Origin of the sequence: Paraburkholderia sp. MM5477-R1 (genome assembly GCF_050436385.1) — a bacterium.
GTDB classification, from domain to species: Bacteria; Pseudomonadota; Gammaproteobacteria; order Burkholderiales; family Burkholderiaceae; genus Paraburkholderia; species Paraburkholderia tuberum.
In genome coordinates, this window is record NZ_JBNDMC010000005.1 from 207,603 (window position 1) to 225,658 (window position 18,056).

Here is an 18,056-nt window from a genome sequence, read left to right on the forward strand (position 1 = left end):
TTCTTCATTCTCCTGGCGAAACTCAGGAGCATGTCCGGCGCCGCGCGGGCGCTCGATCTGAGTCCGCCAGCGGCGACCAAGCGGCTGGGGATCATCGAGCAGCGGCTCGGCGCGCGTCTGGTCAACCGGACCACGCGCAGCGTCAGCCTGACGCCCGAGGGCGAGACCTATCTGCGCTACGCGTCCCAGATCGTCGGGCAGGTCCGCGAGATGGAGGAGGCCATATCCGGTGCCGGACGCGATCCGCATGGGCCGTTGCGCATCAACGCGACGCTCGGTTTTGGCAGGACCACGATCGCGCCGCTCGTCTCTGACTTCGCAAAGCGTTTTCCGAATGTCGAAGTTCAGTTCGAGGTGACAGACCGGCCGGTCGATCTCGTCGAAGGGGCCTTCGACATGGCGATACGGTTCGGCGAGCTACCCGACAGTCGCCTGAGCGCGAGGCGCATCATGAGCAATCGCCGCTTTCTTTGCGCGTCCCCGAAATATCTGGAACGTTTTGGAACGCCCGAGCGGGTGGAGGACCTGCACCAGCATCGCTGCATCATTCATCGGCAGAACGATGACGCTTATGGCGTGTGGCGCTACATCGTGAACGACCACATCGAGGCGATCAAGGTGAAAGGCGCGCTATCGAGCAATGACGGCGACATTGTCCTTCGGTGGGCGCTCGACGGTCATGGGATTCTGATTCGCTCTGAATGGGATCTGGCCAAGTATGTACAGAGCGGGCGCCTTAAGCTGGTGCTGCCGAATACCGTGCTGCCGTCCGCGGACCTGTTCGTCTATTACCCCAGGCAGCGCAATCAGACCGCGCGGGCACGCGCCTTCATCGACTTCCTCGTCGATCATTTTCACGCACCGTTCACACCGGTCGACGCCACCGTCGAAGTTCCGGAGAGGAAGAAGTGGGTCTCGCGAAAGTGACGTTCATGTCGCGAGGACAGCGCTCGTGAAAAACCGCCGCAAGAATGGCGACCATTACTGGGTATGCGCGAACGTCACACCGGTGATTGAAAGCGGCAAGACCGTCGGCTATCTGAGCGTTCGTACCAAGCCTTCGCGCGACGAAGTGAAGCTTGAAGCGTGAGTCGTCGCTTACGCTCGCTCGATGATCGTTCCCTTTCGGGGCGGACCGCTCGGATCGTAGTGGAGGTCTGGCGCATCACTGCCGGTTTTTTCCAGCGGCTCGATCTTTGCAGTCAACCTAGTTCGAACGAACTCACCCCGAACACGCGTTGCACGGGAATGGCCGGCGGGGCGCGAGTGTACATTCGCGCCGTTTCGAACGCGCTAACCATGCCGTAGCGTTCAGCGAGCGCTACGGCGGCCGCGTTGACCTCCGGCACGTCGAACGCGATGACTTCGCCTGCGACGCTCGCGACCAGTCCGTCGAACAGATCGTTGGCGATCCGTGCGTCGTCGGCAAAGAGCGGACCGATCTTGTAGCCGGTCCCGCAACGGCGCAGCACGCCGTACCCCCTTATCTGAGCGTTGCGCACATCCGCCAGGGCCAGCGCCTGTGGCTGCGCGATCCAGTCCGCCAGGAAGCGGGGACGGGCGGTCGAAAAACATGCGCTGTCGTAGGCAACCAGTTGCGCGAACGGTACCTCCCGCGCGTTCGTCAGGTTTGGCGTCGACGCAGCTTGCACGACGCCCTGGAAGCGGATGTTGCGATAGGCGAACTGGAAGCCGGATTTTTTATAGTTCTGCTGCTGGGCAACGACACCATCGAGGCCGATCGTACGATCTCCCAGATAGCGCATCGCGTGCTGCCAGGTGCGCAGACCGAAACCCCTGGCGCGAAACGCCGGCTTGACGATGTAGAGGCCAATGAAACCGAAGCGCTCATCGTAGGCGACTGCCGAGATACATGCCACCGGCTCCCCGCGCCAGGTACCGACGAAAAAGCCATTGGGGTCTGCATTCCAGAAGCACCTCGCGTCGTCGAGGCCCGGATTCCACCCCTCTGCCGCAGCCCATTCGACCGCCAGATCGACCTCGCGGAACGCCATGTTGCGCACAAGGAAATCGTCACGATCATCCATGATCAAACGCATCAACGTGATTGGCTACAACGTCTACGCAGGCGTGAAGACGACAGCGCCCTGCTCGGCAACTTGCGCGAAGGTCCGAGCGAAGCGGTAGGCCTGTCCTTCAATGACCAATTGGTTGAATCCTGAGCGCGTGGTCTCCAGAAGCGCGTGGACCAGCTTGTTCGGAATGGCCGCGCAGCTCGTCCAGTCCGCGTCTGGCTCGCCAGGATCACCAAGGTAGACTTCGCAATTTTCGCCTTGAGAGAGCACAAAAATCAGGCTCTTTCCTTTGTCTAGCGAAAGCTCCAGGTACTCTGAAAGCGTAGATGCGGGGTCGCGAGAGGAAGAGTTCATAAGTGGCCTTTTGTGGGTCGGGCGTGGCATCCAAATAGGTAACAAGACATGGCACACCTCGAAGACGATCAGACCGGCAACTGGCCGGGCGCACCATCCAGAATGCGAAGCTTGTCGTCGATGTCGGGAAGCTGATGGCCAGCCGCGCGAAGCTCGTTGACAAGCCGATGCGCAGTTGCGCAACACTGCGCAAGCGTCTCATGCAGTCGCGGTTCGCCCCGCAGACCGGTCACCACCTTTTCCAGCTCGGAGGGGGGCTCGCTTAGCAGGGCGGGAACCACCTCTTCCGCCGGAATCAGCGACCCGTGACTCAAAAGCTGGGCCGTCCACTCGCATCCATACAGCAGCGTCCGTCGCTCAGCCCGTTTCGCTTCTTCCTGCTCCAGAGTCGCGAGACTGTGCCGGTTCTTGTGAATCGAAGCGCGCCAGGTCGCAAGTATGTCGGCGCGCAACGCTGCAATTGCATTGCCGAGCGACGTGCTCTGTCCGCCAACGACGAGCCGGCGTTCGTCGAGCCTGTCGACGTGGTCCCGGTATCCTTCGAGGAAGGGCTGCCAGTTCAAGGGCAATTCGGTCGTCTCGGAGAACGACCGGCTAGTCTCATTGAGCTCGGTCCTGATGTCCTCGATGGCCCGAGCGTCGGCAAGCCGCGCCTCATAGACCTCGTGAGCCGTCACCATCTGGCGATGAAGGGCGAAAAGGGGATTCTTGTGGCGGCGTTGCAGGTGTCGCTCGGCGGCGCCGGGATGAGCGCTCCATCTCCAGTTGGGCAGCGATTTCGCGTCGAAGTCGACCGCGTCTATCATGGGCCGGAATACCGCCAGCCCCTCTTCGGTTGCATGCTCAAAACAGTCGGCCAGTTTGAAGTCGTTGCCTTGCATGTCGGCGCCTTCATTCCCGGCATAAGGCGAGTCCGGTGCGAGCCTGAGGAAAGCAGTAGCGAGGAAAAACTCCATGGGTAGCTCGACGGACAGACCCTCCAGTCGGAAGGTGCGCTGTTGAGCGGAAAGGTCCTCGACAGAATGCGCGAGGCGGTTTTCGAGGTCGAGGAGCGAGTCGATCTTGTCGCCGGACGACGGTTGCATCGCGTCGGCGAGCAGGCACAAAGACTCACGCACCATTTTTGCCGCGATCGTGCCGTGCTTCTCGGCGAAAAGCCACAACCAGAGGGCAAGCTGATACCCCCGGACTCCGTTTCGCGCGAGCGTTTCGACTTCGGGCGCAAAAGTAATTCCAGGCGCGGCCCAGTTCGCAAACGGTGGCGAGTCGCTGCCCAGGTACATATCCAGAAGCTGCTTCAACGACTCATGCGTGCCGCTCGGCCAGCTTCGCGTCTCGTCGTACCGCTTCTCGGTCTTCCAAAGTTTCCAGGCCATCGTGAACCTCGCAAGAGTGTGCGGGATGCGGCTTGGTGAAGATACTTGCACACTCGGTCGGGGGCGTAAACCGGCGGTTGACCTTGTTGACCCGGAGAGGTTGCCGCGGTGCGATGGGGGTTTAAAGCGGGTCAAAACGCTATGAGGATCAATCGGCTTTTGGTCGATCGGTGCCGCCATAAGTCAGGCTTTCTCGGCCTGCTCGATCCTGGACTGGCGCGACTCGGAAACGGCGTCCGGGCGCATTCGAATCCCGCGGCTCGTGGTCGGTCGAGGTTTCGCTCACGCGCGGTTAGTACTAGGCTAGAAGCCGGATCGACGAAGACCGGCTGGCGCGCGAACCATCCACGGTCGCGTTGGCCCGTGTTCGACGTGTTTTCATCGGCGTGTTGCCGCAATGGAGCGAGGTCCACCATGCAATTGTCCGCCGTCAAGGTCGTCAAGCCCGAAGCGACCAACTTCATTCTCGGGCAAAGCCACTTCATCAAATCTGTCGAGGATATTCACGAAGCGATGGTCGGCACGGTGCCCGGCATCAAGTTCGGTCTCGCGTTTTGCGAGGCTTCCGGCAAGCGCCTCGTGCGGCGCTCCGGCACCGACGAAAGCCTCGTCGAGATGGCATGCCAGAACGCAACCAACGTCGGCGCGGGCCATAGCTTCTTCGTGTTTCTGGGCGACGGCTTTTTCCCCGTCAACGTGCTGAACACGATCAAGGCCGTGCCGGAGGTCTGCCGCATCTTCTGCGCAACGGCGAATCCCGTCGAAGTGCTGATCGCTGAAACAGATCAGGGGCGAGGCATCGTCGGCGTGGTCGATGGTTTTTCGCCTGTCGGCACGGAAAGCGCGGAGGACATTCAATGGCGCAAGGATCTTTTGCGCACGATAGGCTACAAGCTGTAGCGGCTGCGCATTCACCCGCTTCACGCGCGCCGCCACGCCTGCCGACATCCTATGGAACGACAACGACGCCTGATGCCGGGCACGCTGTGGCCCGCCATTGTGCGACAGACCGGACATGCGCTGAGCTGCGGCGCGCTGCGACCGATCGACACGCAACAGTCCGTGATCGACAGCGGCGGCATCCGCTTTCTCGTGCGTCGGGTGTCGAGCCTGACGCGCAAGGAACAGCAACGCGAGCAAGCGCGCAAGCTGCAGACGGCAAAGCACCCTCAGGCGAACCCGTTTCTTCCCTATGAGCCGGATCTGTTCGTCGCCGACATCTCCGATACTCACCTCGCGTTGCTGAACAAATTCAACGTGATCGATCATCATCTGCTGATCGTCACGCGCGAATTCGAACCGCAGGAAGCGCTGCTCGATCTTGCCGATTTCGAAGCGCTGCTCGCGTGCATGGCCGAATTCGACGGCATCGGCTTTTACAACGCCGGCACGCAGGCGGGCGCGAGCCAGCCGCACAAGCACCTGCAAATCGTGCCGCTGCCGCTCGGGGAAGCCGATCCGTCCGTGCCTGTCGAGCCCTTGCTCGGTGCGGAGAACGGCATGCCGGATCTGCCGTTCCGGCATGCGTTCGCACGCTTTCACGCCGATGATCTGGCTCGCGCGGATGCGCCGAAGCTGGCGCTTTCCCGCTATCGCACGCTGCTCGAAGCGGCGGATATCGGCGCGCTCGAAATCGACCGTGCCTGCTGTCATGCGACGCCCTACAACCTGCTGGTCACGCGGCGCTGGATGTTGCTCGTGCCGAGATCGCAAGAGCGAGTCGAAGGCGTGTCGGTCAACGCGCTCGGCTTTGCGGGTTCGCTGTTCGTGCGCGATGCGGCTCAACTGGATGTGATCGAAAGGCTCGGCCCGATGACGGTATTGGAACGTGTCGCGCTGCCTGCGAATCCATAGCGGCCGCGCAACCCGACCGCGCAGCAGACTCACGCGACGAACTCAAGCTCCGTCCGACTGCAAATACCTGTGCGCGAAAGCAATCGCCATGCTGCCCTCGCCGACGGCCGAAGCGACGCGCTTCACAGGACTCAGTCTCACGTCTCCACACGCGAACACGCCAGCCACGCTCGATTCGAGCAGAAAAGGATCGCGCTGATGCGACCAGCGTCCGGCCTTGACGACGTCATCGCCGGTCAGAACGTAGCCGCGCACATCGCGCGCGATTTCGGGCGGCAGCCACTCAGTCTGCGCATCCGCTCCGATGAAGACGAACAGACCGCCGCAGTCGTGTCGGCTCACTGCGTCGCTCGTCGAATCGCGAACGGTGATGGCCGTCAGATGCGTATCGCCATGCGCGCCGACGACTTCCGAGCGCAGCCGCACCGCGACATTCGATTTGCCCGCTAGCTGTTCGACGAGATAGCGCGACATGCCCTTTTCGAGCGAATCGCCGCGCACGACGAGCGTCACGCTGCGCGCATGATTGGCGAAGTACAACGCCGCCTGGCCGGCCGAATTGCCGCCGCCGATCAGATGGACATCGAGGCCGTGCGTCGCGCTCGCTTCGCTGCGCGCCGCGCCGTAGTAAATCCCCTTGCCGATCAAGCGGTCGAAGCCGTCGATCGCGAGCCGCCGCCACGTGACGCCCGTCGCGAGAATGATGGTTCGAGCGTGCACAGCGTCGCCGCCATCGAGATGAATCCGCCGCGCCTGCACATCGATGCGCTCGACCGAGCGCGTCACGAGGATCTCCGCGCCGAGCCGCCGTGCCTGTTGCAGCGCGCGGCTCGCGAGTTCGTCGCCGGAAACGCCATTGGGAAAGCCGAGATAATTTTCGATGCGCGAGGACGTGCCCGCCTGTCCGCCCGGCGCCTCGCGCTCGAGCACCAGCGTGCGCAGACCTTCCGACGCGCCGTATACCGCCGCAGCCAGCCCCGCGGGGCCGCCGCCGATGATCGCCGTGTCGTATCCGGCCAGACGCGGCTGCGTCTGGAGGCCGAGCAGTCCCGCAAGCTCGCGGGTCGCGGGCCGCCTCAGCACCGTGCCGTCGACGAGGCGCAACGCGGGGCACTCGCCTTCCGTTGGACACGTGCCAGGCCAGCGCGCGGCCAATTCGGGCGCATCCGGCGCCAGCCAGTCGACGCTGATCTGATTGCGCGCGAGGAACTGACGCAGCAGTGTGCACGCATTGTCCCAACGGTTGCCGACGATCGTCACACGCGCCTTCGGCGGCTCGGCGGAAAGGCTTTGCAGCCCGCCGATGCGTTCGCGCGCGAGCGCGCCCATCTTGAACGCCACGTCGGGCGACGCCGCCGCGAGCGCATAGTATTGCGGCGCGTCGACCCGCATCACGCGCGAAGGCTCGGCCGCTCGATACGCGCCCGGAAACGGTGCGCTCAGCGCGAGCGGCACTTCGCCGAAAATCGTGCCGGGCAGACGCCAGCCCAAGGTTCGCTCGATGCCGTCGAACGTCTTGATGACTTCCATCTTGCCCGACAGCACGGCGTATAACGCGCGCTCGCCGCCTTCATGGACCGCGAACTCGCCCGCGCATAGATGCAGGTCGGCGCACGCGTGCACGAGGATTTCCAGTTCGCTGTCGGGGAGGGTCGAGAACAGCGGCACGGCGCGAATGTCGTCGATCGTCAGCATGGCTTGGTTTTCCGTTCTGTCAGGCAGATCACGTAACGCGCGGTCCACCGCGTTTCAGCGGCGTCATGTCGGACGATTGGACTCGCGCAAACGGATGTGCAGACAAGGCGCGAAGTCGGCAACCGCACCGACCCAGTATAGGATTTTCAGATCGCGATGCAGACGATCGAGCCATGGGTGCGCTTCTGAAAGACCTAAGCTGGATGAACGGCCGCGATATGAATGCCGTATTTCGTCGCTGCCATGCAACCAGTATCAGGCGACCAGCGTGGAGGTGCGCAATGGTGTTGCGATGGGTGCGAATGGTATGTCTGGCGACGTACGTGTGTGCCAGCGCGCAAGGATGTCTGGCCGCGGATTCGTCGGCGGCGCTCGCGGCTCCTGTCGCGCCGCCGGTCGTCTATGTCTCCGATTTCGATCTCGACGCCGCGAACATCGCCCCTGACAGCGGGCCAGGCCACCGCGCGCGAGGCATCCTGGGCAATCTGGTGCCTGAGGGCCCGCTGCGTCAGCAGCAGGATCCGCAGGCGCGTGCGCGAGACATCGTTGCGCTGATGGCGCAATCTCTGACGGACGATCTGAAGAAGGCCGGAGTAGACGCGCGCCGCGTCACGCCGGGTGAACCGCTGCCCCACGGCGGCTGGCAGGTGCGCGGCGTTTTTCTCAGTGTCGATGAGGGTAATCGGCTGCGTCGCGCGATGGTGGGTATGGGCGCGGGCCAAAGCCAGTTTCAGGTCGCGGTTTCCTGCGATAACCTGGCTACGCCGGAGTTACCGCCGCTCTATGAAACTGTTGAAGAGGGGGCGAGCAGCGATATGCCGGGCGCCGTGATCAAGCTCAACCCGTACGTGATCGCCGCGAAGGTCGTTCTGTCGGGCCGCGATGAAAAGATGGCGGTCAGGAAAAGCGCGGAGCAGATCGCTGACGAACTCGCGCGACGGCTTCAGACGGGTGCAAGGGAGGCCGGCAGCGCCGCCCCCGCCCGGTAGGCGGCCGAAGCCGCCCGCTCAGCAGCCCGTCCGCTTGACGCGCTCGACCGCGAGGCCGAACACCGGACGCAGCTTCGTGCCGACCACGTTGCCGAAAAACGCCGAGACGAGCCACAGCCAGCCGTGCAGGCTGCCCGACACGATGCCGCTGAAGTACGCGCCGATATTGCAGCCGTACGCGAGGCGTGCGCCGTAGCCGAGAATCAGTCCGCCGATGATTGCCGCGATCAGCGAGCGCAGCGGCAGACGCCACACCGGCGCATAGCGGCCGGCCAGCGAAGCGGCAACCATCGCGCCGATCACGATGCCGATGTCCATGACCGACTTCACGTCGTGGCTGATCGGTGCGACAAGGGCGGCCGCGTTCGGGCCGGTGCTCCACACATGCCAGCTCGCGACGTCGACGCCCATCGCGGAGAACGCCTTCGCGCCCCACAGCGCGAACGCCGACGTGATGCCCCACGGATGGCCCGACAGCGCGAGCGTCGCGAAGTTGAGGATCGCGAGCACGACGCCGCCGGCGAGGAGCGGCCACGGGCCGTGCAGCCACGGCGATGCGTTCGGGGCGCGATCCACGTCGCTGACGAGACGGCCGTGACGGCGCTTTTCGATCAGCACGCTCAGCGCGGCGATGGCCGCGAACACCACGAGGTTCAGCGCGATCGCCGGGCCGACGCCGAGCGTCTGCACGAGCGAGATCGGCGGCAGATGCGGCAGCGCGGACCAGAACGGCATGTGCGCGGTGCCGATTACCGAGCCGATGATGAACGCGATCAGCGTGACCACCATCCGTGTGCTGCCGCCGCCGACCGTATACAGCGTGCCGGAGGCGCAGCCGCCGCCGAGCTGCATGCCGATGCCGAACATGAACGCGCCGATCAGGACCGACGTGCCGACGGGCGACACTTCGCCGACGACCGGATGACCGAATAGCGTGCCGGCGGAAAGCGCCGGGAAGAACAGCAGCACGCCGATCGCGAGCATCAGCATCTGCGCGCGCAGGCCGGCGCCGCGGCCGTCGGCGATGAACACGCGCCATGCGGACGTGAAGCCGAACGCGGCGTGATAGAGCGTGACGCCGAGCAGGGCGCCGAGGACGTACAGCGCGGCCTGTTTCACGCTGACGGTCTGCGCGAGATAGATCGCGCCGAGCACGACCAGCGCGAGCGCGACGGCGAGCGGCTTCGGATTGATGTTGACGAGACGGCGGGGCGCGCCGAACGGCGTGGAGAGATCGGACATGGTGAGCGGGGCGGGCACGCTTGTCGCGCGAGGGCGGCACGCCTATGAAACGGCGGTCGCTACGCGGGAGGAGGGCCGCGAATAGTCGTTTTTGGGAAAGCTCGCGAGTATACCGAAATGTCGCGTTGCGGCTGTTGCCCAGCAAGGTTCGCGCTGCTCGATCGCAAATCCGGGCGCGCGCGGTGCCGCCAGGCTGCAAGGCCCGCCGCACGGGCGCTTGACGTTGGTCGACCGCGCTTGAAACCAGTGACTTAATAACCTGCCGTAATAACGGTATTTCAAACTTGAATTGAAATCGTTATCAAGATGGAAGGCGACGGTAATCCCGTCCCGGTCGCGCAACAACATTTCGGGCCGAAATATCGACCAAATCAGCCACGGTAGTTAAGTGGCGACGAGGCGAACTGCTAATCTTCATACGCGGCGACTCACGCGTTTCCGGTCGGCTCCACGGGTCGTTGGCAGCCGTTTCGCGCGAGCGTGGAAGGGGGATGTATGAGCACTCGAAGGCCATCTCTGCTGCGGCAACGTCCATCGCAACGCCGTCATGCAAGCGTGCGAATTTCATTTGCCATCGTCATTTCGCTGACCGGACTTTCCACGACGCACGTCGCGTGCGCGGCGGGTACCCTGCCGCAAGGCGGGCATTTCGTCGCCGGCTCGGGAAGCATCACTCAGAACGATGCCGGCATGAGCATCACGCAAGCGGGCTCGCGCGGCATCATCGAATGGAACAGTTTTTCGATCGGATCGTCCCGCACGGTGTCGATCAACAACGGCACGGGCGCGACACTCAATCGCGTGACGGGTAACGATGTGTCGGCGATCTACGGCGCGCTGAAGGGCACCGGCAGCATCTACCTCGTCAATCCGCATGGCGTGCTCATCGGGCCAGGCGGCGTGGTGTCGACGGGAGGGCGTTTCGTCGCGTCGACGCTCGACGTCCCCAACGACGTCTTTCTCAACCCGCCCGGGTTTGGTGGCTCGGCTTACACAGGCAGTTCCACGGCGGATGTAGTCAATCTCGGCAAGATCAGTTCGTCGGGTGGGGACGTGTTTCTGATATCGGCCAGCAAGGTCACGAACGCAGGGACGATCGATGCGCCGAACGGCAATGCCGAACTCGTCGCAGGCCGTCAGGTCCGGCTCTTCGACGGCAACTTTCAACAAGTCTTCGTGGACGTGGGAAGCGGCGGCACGGTGACGAACTCAGGCACGGTACGGGCGGCGATCATCGACGTGCAGGCGGCCGACGGCAATATCTTCGCGCTCGCGGGTCATTCGGGCGCCCTGCGCGCCACCGGCACCGCGACGCGCGACGGCCACGTCTGGCTCGTCGCGAACACCACCGTCAACGGGGTCGTCGTCAACTCCGGCAACGTCGATGCGCGCGGGGCGCAAATCAGCGCGCGTAACGCGGACGGCAGCGGCGGCACGCTCGACATGTCCGGCAAGGACGTCAAGGTCGGCGGCGCGGATGTGCGGGCGAAAGCATGGAACATCACCACGGGGGACTTCACCGCGGACGTCCCGACCGCCAACACGCTCGGCGCAAGTCTGAGCAACGGCGCGTCCATCTCCGTGCTCGCGAACGGCGCGGACGGCAAGCTCGGGGCGACCGGCGAGGGAGACATCGCGATCGAAGCGAGCGTGCGCTGGCACGGAGCCTCCTCCCTGACGCTCGACGCGGCGCACTCGCTGACGATCGCACCGCAGGCGACCATCGCCAATAGGGGCACAGGCTCGCTCACGCTGTCCGCCGACACCTATGGTTTCGACAACGGCGGCAGTCTGACCAACCAGGGCACGGTCGACTGGTCGCGAAGCATGGGCATCGTCAGCGGCCTGTACGACATGAACGGCAGCTACACGCCCGGCACGGTGTACACCAACGTATCGTGGCACCCCGCGCCGTTTACTGGGCTCGTCACGCAGTTCACGGCCTATCAGCTCGTCAACTCCATGACGGACCTGAGCGCGGTGAATAACAACCTCTCCGGCAACTATGCGTTGGGCAGCAGGGGGCTGGAATTCGCGGGTGCGCCGGAGTTCGGAGGCATCGGCACCGCCGCGAATCCGTTCACCGGTCAGTTCGACGGCATGGGGCATCTCCCCGCGGATCTGCGTCTCTCAAGCGCGGCCGATACCGGACTCTTCGGCGTGATCGGCAAGAGCGGCGTCGTGCGCAATTTCACGCTCGCGGACGGCACCGCGACGTCCTCGGGAGAAACGGTCGGCTTGCTGGCCGGCATCAACTACGGATACATGGTGAACGTCGGCGCAACGGGCGCCATCGGTGCCCCGGGCAACACGAGCACAGTGGCCGGCGGTCTGGTCGGCGAGAACTTTGGGCGCATCGAGCGCTCGTGGGCGGGCGTGAACATCATCGGCGTGGGCCAGATCGGTGGGCTCGTCGGCCTGAACGACGGTCGCATCGATCAGTCTTTCGCGATCGGCCGCGCAACAGCCGGTGCGCAAAGCACGGTCGGCGGACTGGTCGGCACCAACCATGGCGCCATCACCCGATCGTATGCCTACGAATTCCTGAACGGCGGCGCGACTGTCGGCGGACTTGTCGGCAGCAATACGGGCTTCATCCGCGAGTCGTATGCCGCGTCCAGGCTCACGGCGGGCGCGAACTCGACGGAGGGCGGTATCGCGGGCACCAACAGCGGCCGGATCGCGGCGAACGTGTTCTGGAACAGCCAATCGTCGGGGGCGGCGGCGGGTGTCGGTTCGGGCACGGCGGTGGCCAGTTCGAGCGGACTCACGGACACCCAGTTGCTCGAGCCGGCGAGCTTCGGTCCGACGTGGGATTTCAGCGCGAACGGCACGTGGGTCGCGGGATATCCAGGGCCTCAGTTGCGCTGGCTGGCAGGGCACTGACATCGAGGGTCCGACAGAACCCGGCGCGGGCGCACTCGGCCTTCGGTGCCGCGATCACGATGCAAGCCGGATTCAGCGGTTTGACGACTGTTCGCGCAGGTAGGCCTGCGCTTCCGCCTCCGTCTCATAGACATAAGGTGACAGCCCGCGCCGCGTAAGGGCGCCACCCAGCTTGGCGCGCATGAAAGCGCTGGTAGTGAAGCGTGTTACGCCGACATAGTAGCGCTGCACCATATCCTCGACCATTTCGACGTACGCGTCCTCCAGCGCGGGGTCCAACACGAAACCCTCGTAGTTCACCACTGCATAAACCTTGTGGTCCAGTGGTTCGCAGACGCGGCATACCTGAGCCCGGATCGCCGCGATGTCGTCGGGACGCTTCACCTCGAGGCGCGCGAAATTGAGAAACATGATGTTCTTGTCGTCGTCGTAGATGAAGCGCGCTTCCAGCGGCAGTCGCAAAACATTCGAGCGCAGGCCCATCGGTTCAGGCAGGAAAATCCGCTCGTCCATCTGCGTCGGCGAACGCAGGATCGGTGCGAAGTCCATCCTGGCCAGAATATCGCGCTCCAGATCGACGCCCGGTGCAATCTCGATGAGTTCCATGCCCTCGGCGCCCAGCTCGAACACGCAACGCTCGGTGATGTAGAGGACCGGCTTGCCCATTGCCGCCGCATACGGGCCAGAGAACGTGCGATGCTCGACTTCCTCGATGAATTTCCTGGCCGTGCCGTCACGGTGGATATGCAGCTTGCCGTCGACGACCGAAATCTGGCTGTGGCCCGCCATGAAAGTGCCGACGAACACGACTTTCCTGGCATTCTGGCTAATGTTGATGAAGCCTCCGGCGCCGGGCAGGCGCGGCCCGAATCTCGACACATTGAGGTTTCCCATGCGATCGGCCTGGGCGAGGCCAAGAAAGGCGACGTCGAGCCCGCCGCCGTCATAGAAATCGAACTGGGCGGGCTGATCGATGATCGCCTGCGCATTGGTCGCCGCGCCGAAGTTCAAGCCTCCCGCCGGAATGCCGCCGATGACGCCGGGCTCGGTGGTCAGCGTCATCAGGTCGAGGATCCTTTCCTCGTTGGCGACGCTGGCGATGCCTTCGGGCATGCCGATCCCGAGATTCACCACGCTGTTTGGCTGGAGTTCCATTGCCGCGCGTCGCGCGACCACCTTGCGCTCACTCATCGGCATCGGCGCCACACTGCTCGCGGGGACCCGGATTTCGCCGGCGTACGCCGGACTGTATGGTGTGGCAAAGGTCTGCTGGTGGTTCTCGGGCGGCGCCAGCACGACGCAATCGACCAGCACGCCGGGGATCTTGACCTGTCGCGGATTGAGCGAGCCGCTTTCGGCGATGCGCTCCACCTGGACGATCACGAGGCCGCGGCAGTTGTGCGCGGCCATGGCGATCGCGAGAGCCTCCAGTGTCAGGGCTTCGCGCTCCATGGTCACATTGCCTTCCGGATCGGCAGTGGTGCCGCGCACGATCGCGACGTTGATCGGGAAGGCCTTGTAGAACAGATATTCCTCGTCGCCGATCCGCATCAACTCGACCAGATTCTCGGTGGTGCGCTCGTTCAGTTTGCCACCACCGAAGCGCGGATCGACGAAGGTGCCGAGGCCGACCCGGGAGAGATGGCCTGGCTTTCCGGCCGCAATGTCGCGAAACAGGTGGCTGATCACGCCCTGCGGCAGGTTATACGCCTCGATCTGGTTATCCACCGCAAGCTGCTGTAGCTTCGGCACGAGGCCCCAGTGTCCGCCGATGACGCGCTTGACGAGTCCCGGCGTCGCCAGGTGGTTCAGTCCGCGTTCCTTGCCGTCTCCCTGGCCGGCCGCATAGACCAGTGTGAGGTTGGCGGGCTTTGGGAGGGTGACTAACGTATCCTCGTCATGCGCCGTACAGAGTTGCTCGATGGCAATGGCGATGTCTTCGGCGAAGCCGATGCCGACGAAGCCACCCGTCGCGACCGTATCGCCGTCGCGGATCAGGCGCACGGCATCGCGCGCCGACGCCACTTTGCCGGACGAACGGGAAAGGATGGCCGGTGAAAGCGCCCCCGCGGTTGATTGCGTGCTCACGTTTCACCTCGCCTGATTCGAGCGCGACTGTCTAATAGGCGCCACCGGTATCAATGGTCAGATGGAGCATGTCGTCCTCGAGAATCCTGATGAAATGCTCGTCCTCCTGCAGGAGTTCCTCCAGCACGTCACTGTCGGAAAGCACGCCGATGACGCGCCCGGATTCGATCACAGGCAGGTGCCGGATCCGCCGGGTATGCATCGACGCGAGGCATTGATCGCAGGTATGCTCGGGCGTCACATAAAGCACCTGGGTGGTCATGATGTCGCCAACCCTGGTGTTCGCGGCGTTGCGGCCAAGCACCTCGACCTTGCGGGCGTAGTCGCGCTGAGACAGCACGCCAACCAGATTGCTGGCCTGCAGCACCAGCACCGTCGTCACGTCCTTGTCGGCCATCAACTGCAACGCGTTCAGCACCGTGTCGTCGGGGCCCACTGAGATAACCTCCCGAGGGTTCCCGGACAGAATTTGCCGTGCTGTCTTTCTCTCCTTTTTCATGACCGCCTCCAGACAGAAAGGGGAGCATGTACGGACTACGCTTGATTAAAGCGAAATCAAAGCGAAATCGGAATACCATCGTCCAGGCCCAGCCAAGGCTGGCGATCTTTTCTTATTCGTTGAATTGCAGTGTAGATCGCTTGACCTGAGTCGAACGAACATTTTCCGTTCCGGCGCTACGCCACTCGGTGAGTCGAAGCGACGAGGCACCTGCCGCACGAGCGCGCCTTGCCCATTCGCAAGCGTCCGGCGCTAACTGTCGCCTCACCACCGCAGTCGCACCGGCAAACCCACAATCCATCGCCAGCGTACCGCTCGGTCGTCAGCTGGCCGAAAACCTCGCCGCTCTTCAGCGCAGGTGAGCCCGGTCGCGACCGCCACACGCGACGCTGCTCACGGCAGCCGCAATCACGCACTGCACCGCTCTCTACCGTCTTGAGGGCGGAAGTCACGTGGCCGCCGCATCGGCATCGCCAGAGCCACACGTCCGCGCCGCAATATTGAAGCGCGACGAGATCGCCAAAGGCGCGACCAGCGACATCGCGACTTGGCGGAAAGGGCCATCGAGGCTGCAAGGGGCGGCGGGTACGTTTGTTCACAGCAAGCAAAATGGGGTGCGGCGTCGTGTTCTCAAGCATACCTGCGCCTTTGGTTCGGAGCGGGTCGACGCTTCGATCAGCTTATAGCCGTTGTGTGGTATTGCTCACACTTTGTTGCAATTTGCTGCAGGCGGCTAGAGTGCCCGCCCGGCAAGGCTTAGCGGCTCGCGGCGAAACGTGGATACGGTTCCGCTTCCCACAGCAGGGTGAAGATTTCAAACGCTGAACCGTTAAAGGACTCAACCAGTGGGGAACACACACCATGAAGATTGAATCCAGCAATTTTCCGCTCGCGGCTTCGCAGAACGGTCCGCAACGCGCAACGATCAACAGCGATGCGAAGGATGCCGTCGAGTCCGCGCACCAGGTCAGCGCTGCCGGCGCGCAGAATTCGACGGTTAATCTCTCATCAGTGTCCGCGATGCACACGTCCAGCGATTCGGATAGCGACACGGCGAAGGTCGAGTCGATCAAGGCCGCCCTGCGTGACGGCAGCTACAAGGTCGATTCCGGAAAGATCGCCGACGGCATGCTAAGCACCGCGCGCGACCTGCTGCAAACGACTACTCGCTGACCGGCGGCTGAACGTAGCAATACCGACGGCGGATAAGCGACGCAGGCGTCAGCGCTGACAGCCGTGAAGGCGAGCCATTGGCTTCATTGTCGGTCCGCGTTCGGGGTGGCGGCACGCCTGCAATGCAGTGCATCGCAGGGAGAATTTTCGCTGCGGGCTTCTTCGACAATTCTTCCCGAGACCCACCACCTGATTGCGGGAACGACGCCATTGCGCCGGTCTGCGTCGTTGCAAGGCAGTCCATGAAGACTCGCACGGCGTGATTGGCCGGCCGGGGGCCGGCCCGCCATGCTTACTGGGCGATCTTTTTCGCTTCGTCGCGCCAGTAGTGTTGCTGGTTCCACCCAAGAAGGCGCTTGAGCTTCTCGTTGCTGAGCAGGGTCTCGAACTCGCCGAGTTGCTTTTTGAGCGGCACGCCGGGGTAGTAGCGTCGGAGCAGTTCCGCGGTAGGTACGTCGGACGACACGTCGTCGGCCGCGACATTCATGACCTGAAAGCCGAGGCCGTCCTTTTCGATGGCAAGCCGGCACGCGCTCGCGAGATCGCGCCCGTCGATATAGCTCCACGCAATCCTCTTGCGCAGTGCTGGATCCTTGAGCCACGCCGGAAACTTCGCGTAGTCGTTGGGTTCGAGCACGTTGCCAATACGAAAGCAGTAAATGTCAGAGCCCGTGCGCGCGTGGAACGCCTTCGCCGTCACTTCGTTGATAACCTTCGACGTCGCGTAGCTGTCCATCGGGTTCACCGGGTATTCCTCGTCGAGCGGGAAGTACTCTGGACTGCGATCCCGGTGCGCGAACACCATACCGTATGTGGTTTCGCTCGATGCCACGATCACCTTGCGGATGCCAAGCTTCGACGCTGCGTCGAGGATGTTGTACGTGCCCATCACGTTGATCCGGTAGACCTCGTTGTCGGGCGTGATCATGATGCGAGGGATCGCCGCAAAATGCACAATCGCGTCGATCGGCTTTGGTTCGAGGTCGTCGGCGAATTCTCCCGGCGCGGTGCTCGATGCCAGCGCATTGAATACCTGGCCCGCATCGGTGATGTCCGTAATCAACGTACGCGCCGTGCGCGCCGCCATCGGCACGCGATCAAGATTCATCACCTCGTAGCCGTGCTCGACCAGGTTCTGGACCACCCATTTTCCGGCCAGGCCGCTGCCGCCGGTCACGATCACTCGCTTCGTCATGTGCTCCTCTTCTCCTGTTTTCCTACATGTTTTAGCGCTTTTCCGCGCGTGTCGCGCGGCCTCATTCCATCATAGGATCGTTGCGCTCCGTATCCTTGATTCGGCAGTAACAGTTCTGATGTTGAGTCGTGCGGCTCCAACTGGCCGGCCTCCGCCCGATGCGGCCGGCTGGAGACGACGTTCAGGCGTTGATCCAGGCTCGCGCCTGTTCCAGCTCGTTGACGTGGAACGCCTTGATTTCAGCCTTCGTGAAGAACCGGGCCAAATGCATCGAGGCGCGAATCCAGCCTGCGTCGGCCACCACGGCGGCGCGCGTGACCTTGCGGGCGACGGAGACGCCGAGCGTCAGGTCGGTCCATAGCGCCTTCGGCTCGATGCCGCTGAAATGCTCGATGCGTTCGAGCACGCGGGTCTTACCGTTCAGTTCAAGATCACCGCGCATGCGCTCGATGGCTTCGCGCAGTTCGTGGTCGGTGATTTTGCCTTCGACGGATATTTCGATGACCGACGAATCGGGGACGGTGTGATACAGGATCATGGCAGGACCTCTAGCCAGAGAGACGTTACACGCTCAGGCAAGGATGAGCCTGGCGTTCGACGGCGTACTCATGGTACCTCTTTCCACGCGCTCGGTTAGGTTACGAGCCGATCTTCCCCTGAGAGGCAGTC

The 18,056-nt window shown here is 63.3% G+C and carries 16 protein-coding genes; 7 read left to right on the forward strand and 9 right to left on the reverse strand.

The window, feature by feature from the left end:
- The first annotated feature begins 30 nt into the window (after positions 1-30).
- Positions 31-927, forward strand: coding sequence for a LysR substrate-binding domain-containing protein (locus tag OKW35_RS13280; RefSeq protein WP_429552779.1), 897 nt, complete (start codon positions 31-33; stop codon positions 925-927).
- Positions 928-952: 25 nt separating this feature from the next.
- A complete protein-coding gene (locus OKW35_RS13285; protein ID WP_184068571.1) occupies positions 953-1,090 on the forward strand; it encodes a hypothetical protein in 138 nt (45 codons plus the stop codon).
- A gap of 112 nt (positions 1,091-1,202) precedes the next feature.
- Here OKW35_RS13285 and OKW35_RS13290 read toward each other — a convergent pair whose 3' ends face one another.
- From OKW35_RS13290 to OKW35_RS13300, 3 genes are all read right to left on the reverse strand, one after another.
- Entirely contained in the window at positions 1,203-2,048 is an 846-nt protein-coding gene (locus tag OKW35_RS13290; protein WP_429552258.1) for a GNAT family N-acetyltransferase, read from the reverse strand.
- Positions 2,049-2,081: 33 nt separating this feature from the next.
- The gene (locus tag OKW35_RS13295; protein ID WP_429354354.1) at positions 2,082-2,390 is read right to left on the reverse strand and encodes a hypothetical protein; all 309 of its coding nucleotides are present in this window, start codon (positions 2,388-2,390) and stop codon (positions 2,082-2,084) included.
- A gap of 68 nt (positions 2,391-2,458) precedes the next feature.
- The gene (locus OKW35_RS13300; protein ID WP_429552259.1) at positions 2,459-3,691 is read right to left on the reverse strand and encodes a tryptophan leader peptide; all 1,233 of its coding nucleotides are present in this window, start codon (positions 3,689-3,691) and stop codon (positions 2,459-2,461) included.
- A gap of 489 nt (positions 3,692-4,180) precedes the next feature.
- Here OKW35_RS13300 and OKW35_RS13305 point away from each other — a divergent pair, with 489 nt between their 5' ends.
- Both OKW35_RS13305 and OKW35_RS13310 read left to right on the forward strand, forming a co-directional pair.
- A complete protein-coding gene (locus OKW35_RS13305; RefSeq protein WP_018422486.1) occupies positions 4,181-4,666 on the forward strand; it encodes an adenosine-specific kinase in 486 nt (161 codons plus the stop codon).
- Positions 4,667-4,717: 51 nt separating this feature from the next.
- Positions 4,718-5,620, forward strand: coding sequence for an ATP adenylyltransferase family protein (locus tag OKW35_RS13310; protein WP_429552260.1), 903 nt, complete (start codon positions 4,718-4,720; stop codon positions 5,618-5,620).
- 42 nt (positions 5,621-5,662) lie between these two features.
- Here the strand turns inward: OKW35_RS13310 and OKW35_RS13315 are convergent, their stop codons facing one another.
- The gene (locus tag OKW35_RS13315) at positions 5,663-7,315 is read right to left on the reverse strand and encodes an FAD-dependent oxidoreductase (protein ID WP_429552261.1); all 1,653 of its coding nucleotides are present in this window, start codon (positions 7,313-7,315) and stop codon (positions 5,663-5,665) included.
- A gap of 281 nt (positions 7,316-7,596) precedes the next feature.
- Between OKW35_RS13315 and OKW35_RS13320 the strand changes: the two genes are divergently transcribed.
- Complete coding sequence (locus tag OKW35_RS13320) at positions 7,597-8,304, forward strand: DUF4410 domain-containing protein (protein ID WP_429552262.1); 708 nt, start codon at positions 7,597-7,599, stop codon at positions 8,302-8,304.
- An 18-nt stretch (positions 8,305-8,322) separates the two neighbouring features.
- Here the strand turns inward: OKW35_RS13320 and OKW35_RS13325 are convergent, their stop codons facing one another.
- The gene (locus OKW35_RS13325) at positions 8,323-9,546 is read right to left on the reverse strand and encodes a YeeE/YedE family protein (RefSeq protein WP_429552263.1); all 1,224 of its coding nucleotides are present in this window, start codon (positions 9,544-9,546) and stop codon (positions 8,323-8,325) included.
- Positions 9,547-10,041: 495 nt separating this feature from the next.
- Here OKW35_RS13325 and OKW35_RS13330 point away from each other — a divergent pair, with 495 nt between their 5' ends.
- Positions 10,042-12,432, forward strand: a complete 2,391-nt coding sequence (locus OKW35_RS13330; protein WP_429552264.1) for a filamentous hemagglutinin N-terminal domain-containing protein — start codon at positions 10,042-10,044, stop codon at positions 12,430-12,432.
- A 72-nt stretch (positions 12,433-12,504) separates the two neighbouring features.
- Here the strand turns inward: OKW35_RS13330 and OKW35_RS13335 are convergent, their stop codons facing one another.
- The gene (locus tag OKW35_RS13335; protein WP_429552265.1) at positions 12,505-14,520 is read right to left on the reverse strand and encodes an acyl CoA:acetate/3-ketoacid CoA transferase; all 2,016 of its coding nucleotides are present in this window, start codon (positions 14,518-14,520) and stop codon (positions 12,505-12,507) included.
- Positions 14,521-14,551: 31 nt separating this feature from the next.
- Positions 14,552-15,019, reverse strand: coding sequence for a CBS domain-containing protein (locus OKW35_RS13340; protein ID WP_184068525.1), 468 nt, complete (start codon positions 15,017-15,019; stop codon positions 14,552-14,554).
- A gap of 861 nt (positions 15,020-15,880) precedes the next feature.
- Here OKW35_RS13340 and flgM point away from each other — a divergent pair.
- Complete coding sequence (gene flgM, locus OKW35_RS13345) at positions 15,881-16,192, forward strand: flagellar biosynthesis anti-sigma factor FlgM (protein WP_429552266.1); 312 nt, start codon at positions 15,881-15,883, stop codon at positions 16,190-16,192.
- Positions 16,193-16,484: 292 nt separating this feature from the next.
- Here the strand turns inward: flgM and OKW35_RS13350 are convergent, their stop codons facing one another.
- Both OKW35_RS13350 and OKW35_RS13355 read right to left on the reverse strand, forming a co-directional pair.
- Positions 16,485-17,387: an NAD-dependent epimerase/dehydratase family protein gene (locus tag OKW35_RS13350; RefSeq protein ID WP_429354362.1), complete on the reverse strand. Its 903-nt coding sequence runs from the start codon at positions 17,385-17,387 to the stop codon at positions 16,485-16,487.
- Positions 17,388-17,568: 181 nt separating this feature from the next.
- The gene (locus OKW35_RS13355; RefSeq protein ID WP_184024102.1) at positions 17,569-17,925 is read right to left on the reverse strand and encodes an STAS/SEC14 domain-containing protein; all 357 of its coding nucleotides are present in this window, start codon (positions 17,923-17,925) and stop codon (positions 17,569-17,571) included.
- Between the last annotated feature and the right edge of the window lie 131 nt (positions 17,926-18,056).

Bases quoted from the DNA above. Each gene is read 5' to 3' on its own strand.
- OKW35_RS13280 (WP_429552779.1), top strand. From the start codon at position 31: ATGTCCGGCGCCGCGCGGGCGCTCGATCTGAGTCCGCCAGCGGCGACC.
- OKW35_RS13290 (WP_429552258.1), bottom strand. From the start codon at position 2,048: ATGGATGATCGTGACGATTTCCTTGTGCGCAACATGGCGTTCCGCGAG.
- OKW35_RS13295 (WP_429354354.1), bottom strand. From the start codon at position 2,390: ATGAACTCTTCCTCTCGCGACCCCGCATCTACGCTTTCAGAGTACCTG.
- OKW35_RS13305 (WP_018422486.1), top strand. From the start codon at position 4,181: ATGCAATTGTCCGCCGTCAAGGTCGTCAAGCCCGAAGCGACCAACTTC.
- OKW35_RS13310 (WP_429552260.1), top strand. From the start codon at position 4,718: ATGGAACGACAACGACGCCTGATGCCGGGCACGCTGTGGCCCGCCATT.
- OKW35_RS13315 (WP_429552261.1), bottom strand. From the start codon at position 7,315: ATGCTGACGATCGACGACATTCGCGCCGTGCCGCTGTTCTCGACCCTC.
- OKW35_RS13320 (WP_429552262.1), top strand. From the start codon at position 7,597: ATGGTGTTGCGATGGGTGCGAATGGTATGTCTGGCGACGTACGTGTGT.
- OKW35_RS13325 (WP_429552263.1), bottom strand. From the start codon at position 9,546: ATGTCCGATCTCTCCACGCCGTTCGGCGCGCCCCGCCGTCTCGTCAAC.
- OKW35_RS13330 (WP_429552264.1), top strand. From the start codon at position 10,042: ATGAGCACTCGAAGGCCATCTCTGCTGCGGCAACGTCCATCGCAACGC.
- OKW35_RS13340 (WP_184068525.1), bottom strand. From the start codon at position 15,019: ATGAAAAAGGAGAGAAAGACAGCACGGCAAATTCTGTCCGGGAACCCT.
- flgM (WP_429552266.1), top strand. From the start codon at position 15,881: ATGAAGATTGAATCCAGCAATTTTCCGCTCGCGGCTTCGCAGAACGGT.
- OKW35_RS13350 (WP_429354362.1), bottom strand. From the start codon at position 17,387: ATGACGAAGCGAGTGATCGTGACCGGCGGCAGCGGCCTGGCCGGAAAA.
- OKW35_RS13355 (WP_184024102.1), bottom strand. From the start codon at position 17,925: ATGATCCTGTATCACACCGTCCCCGATTCGTCGGTCATCGAAATATCC.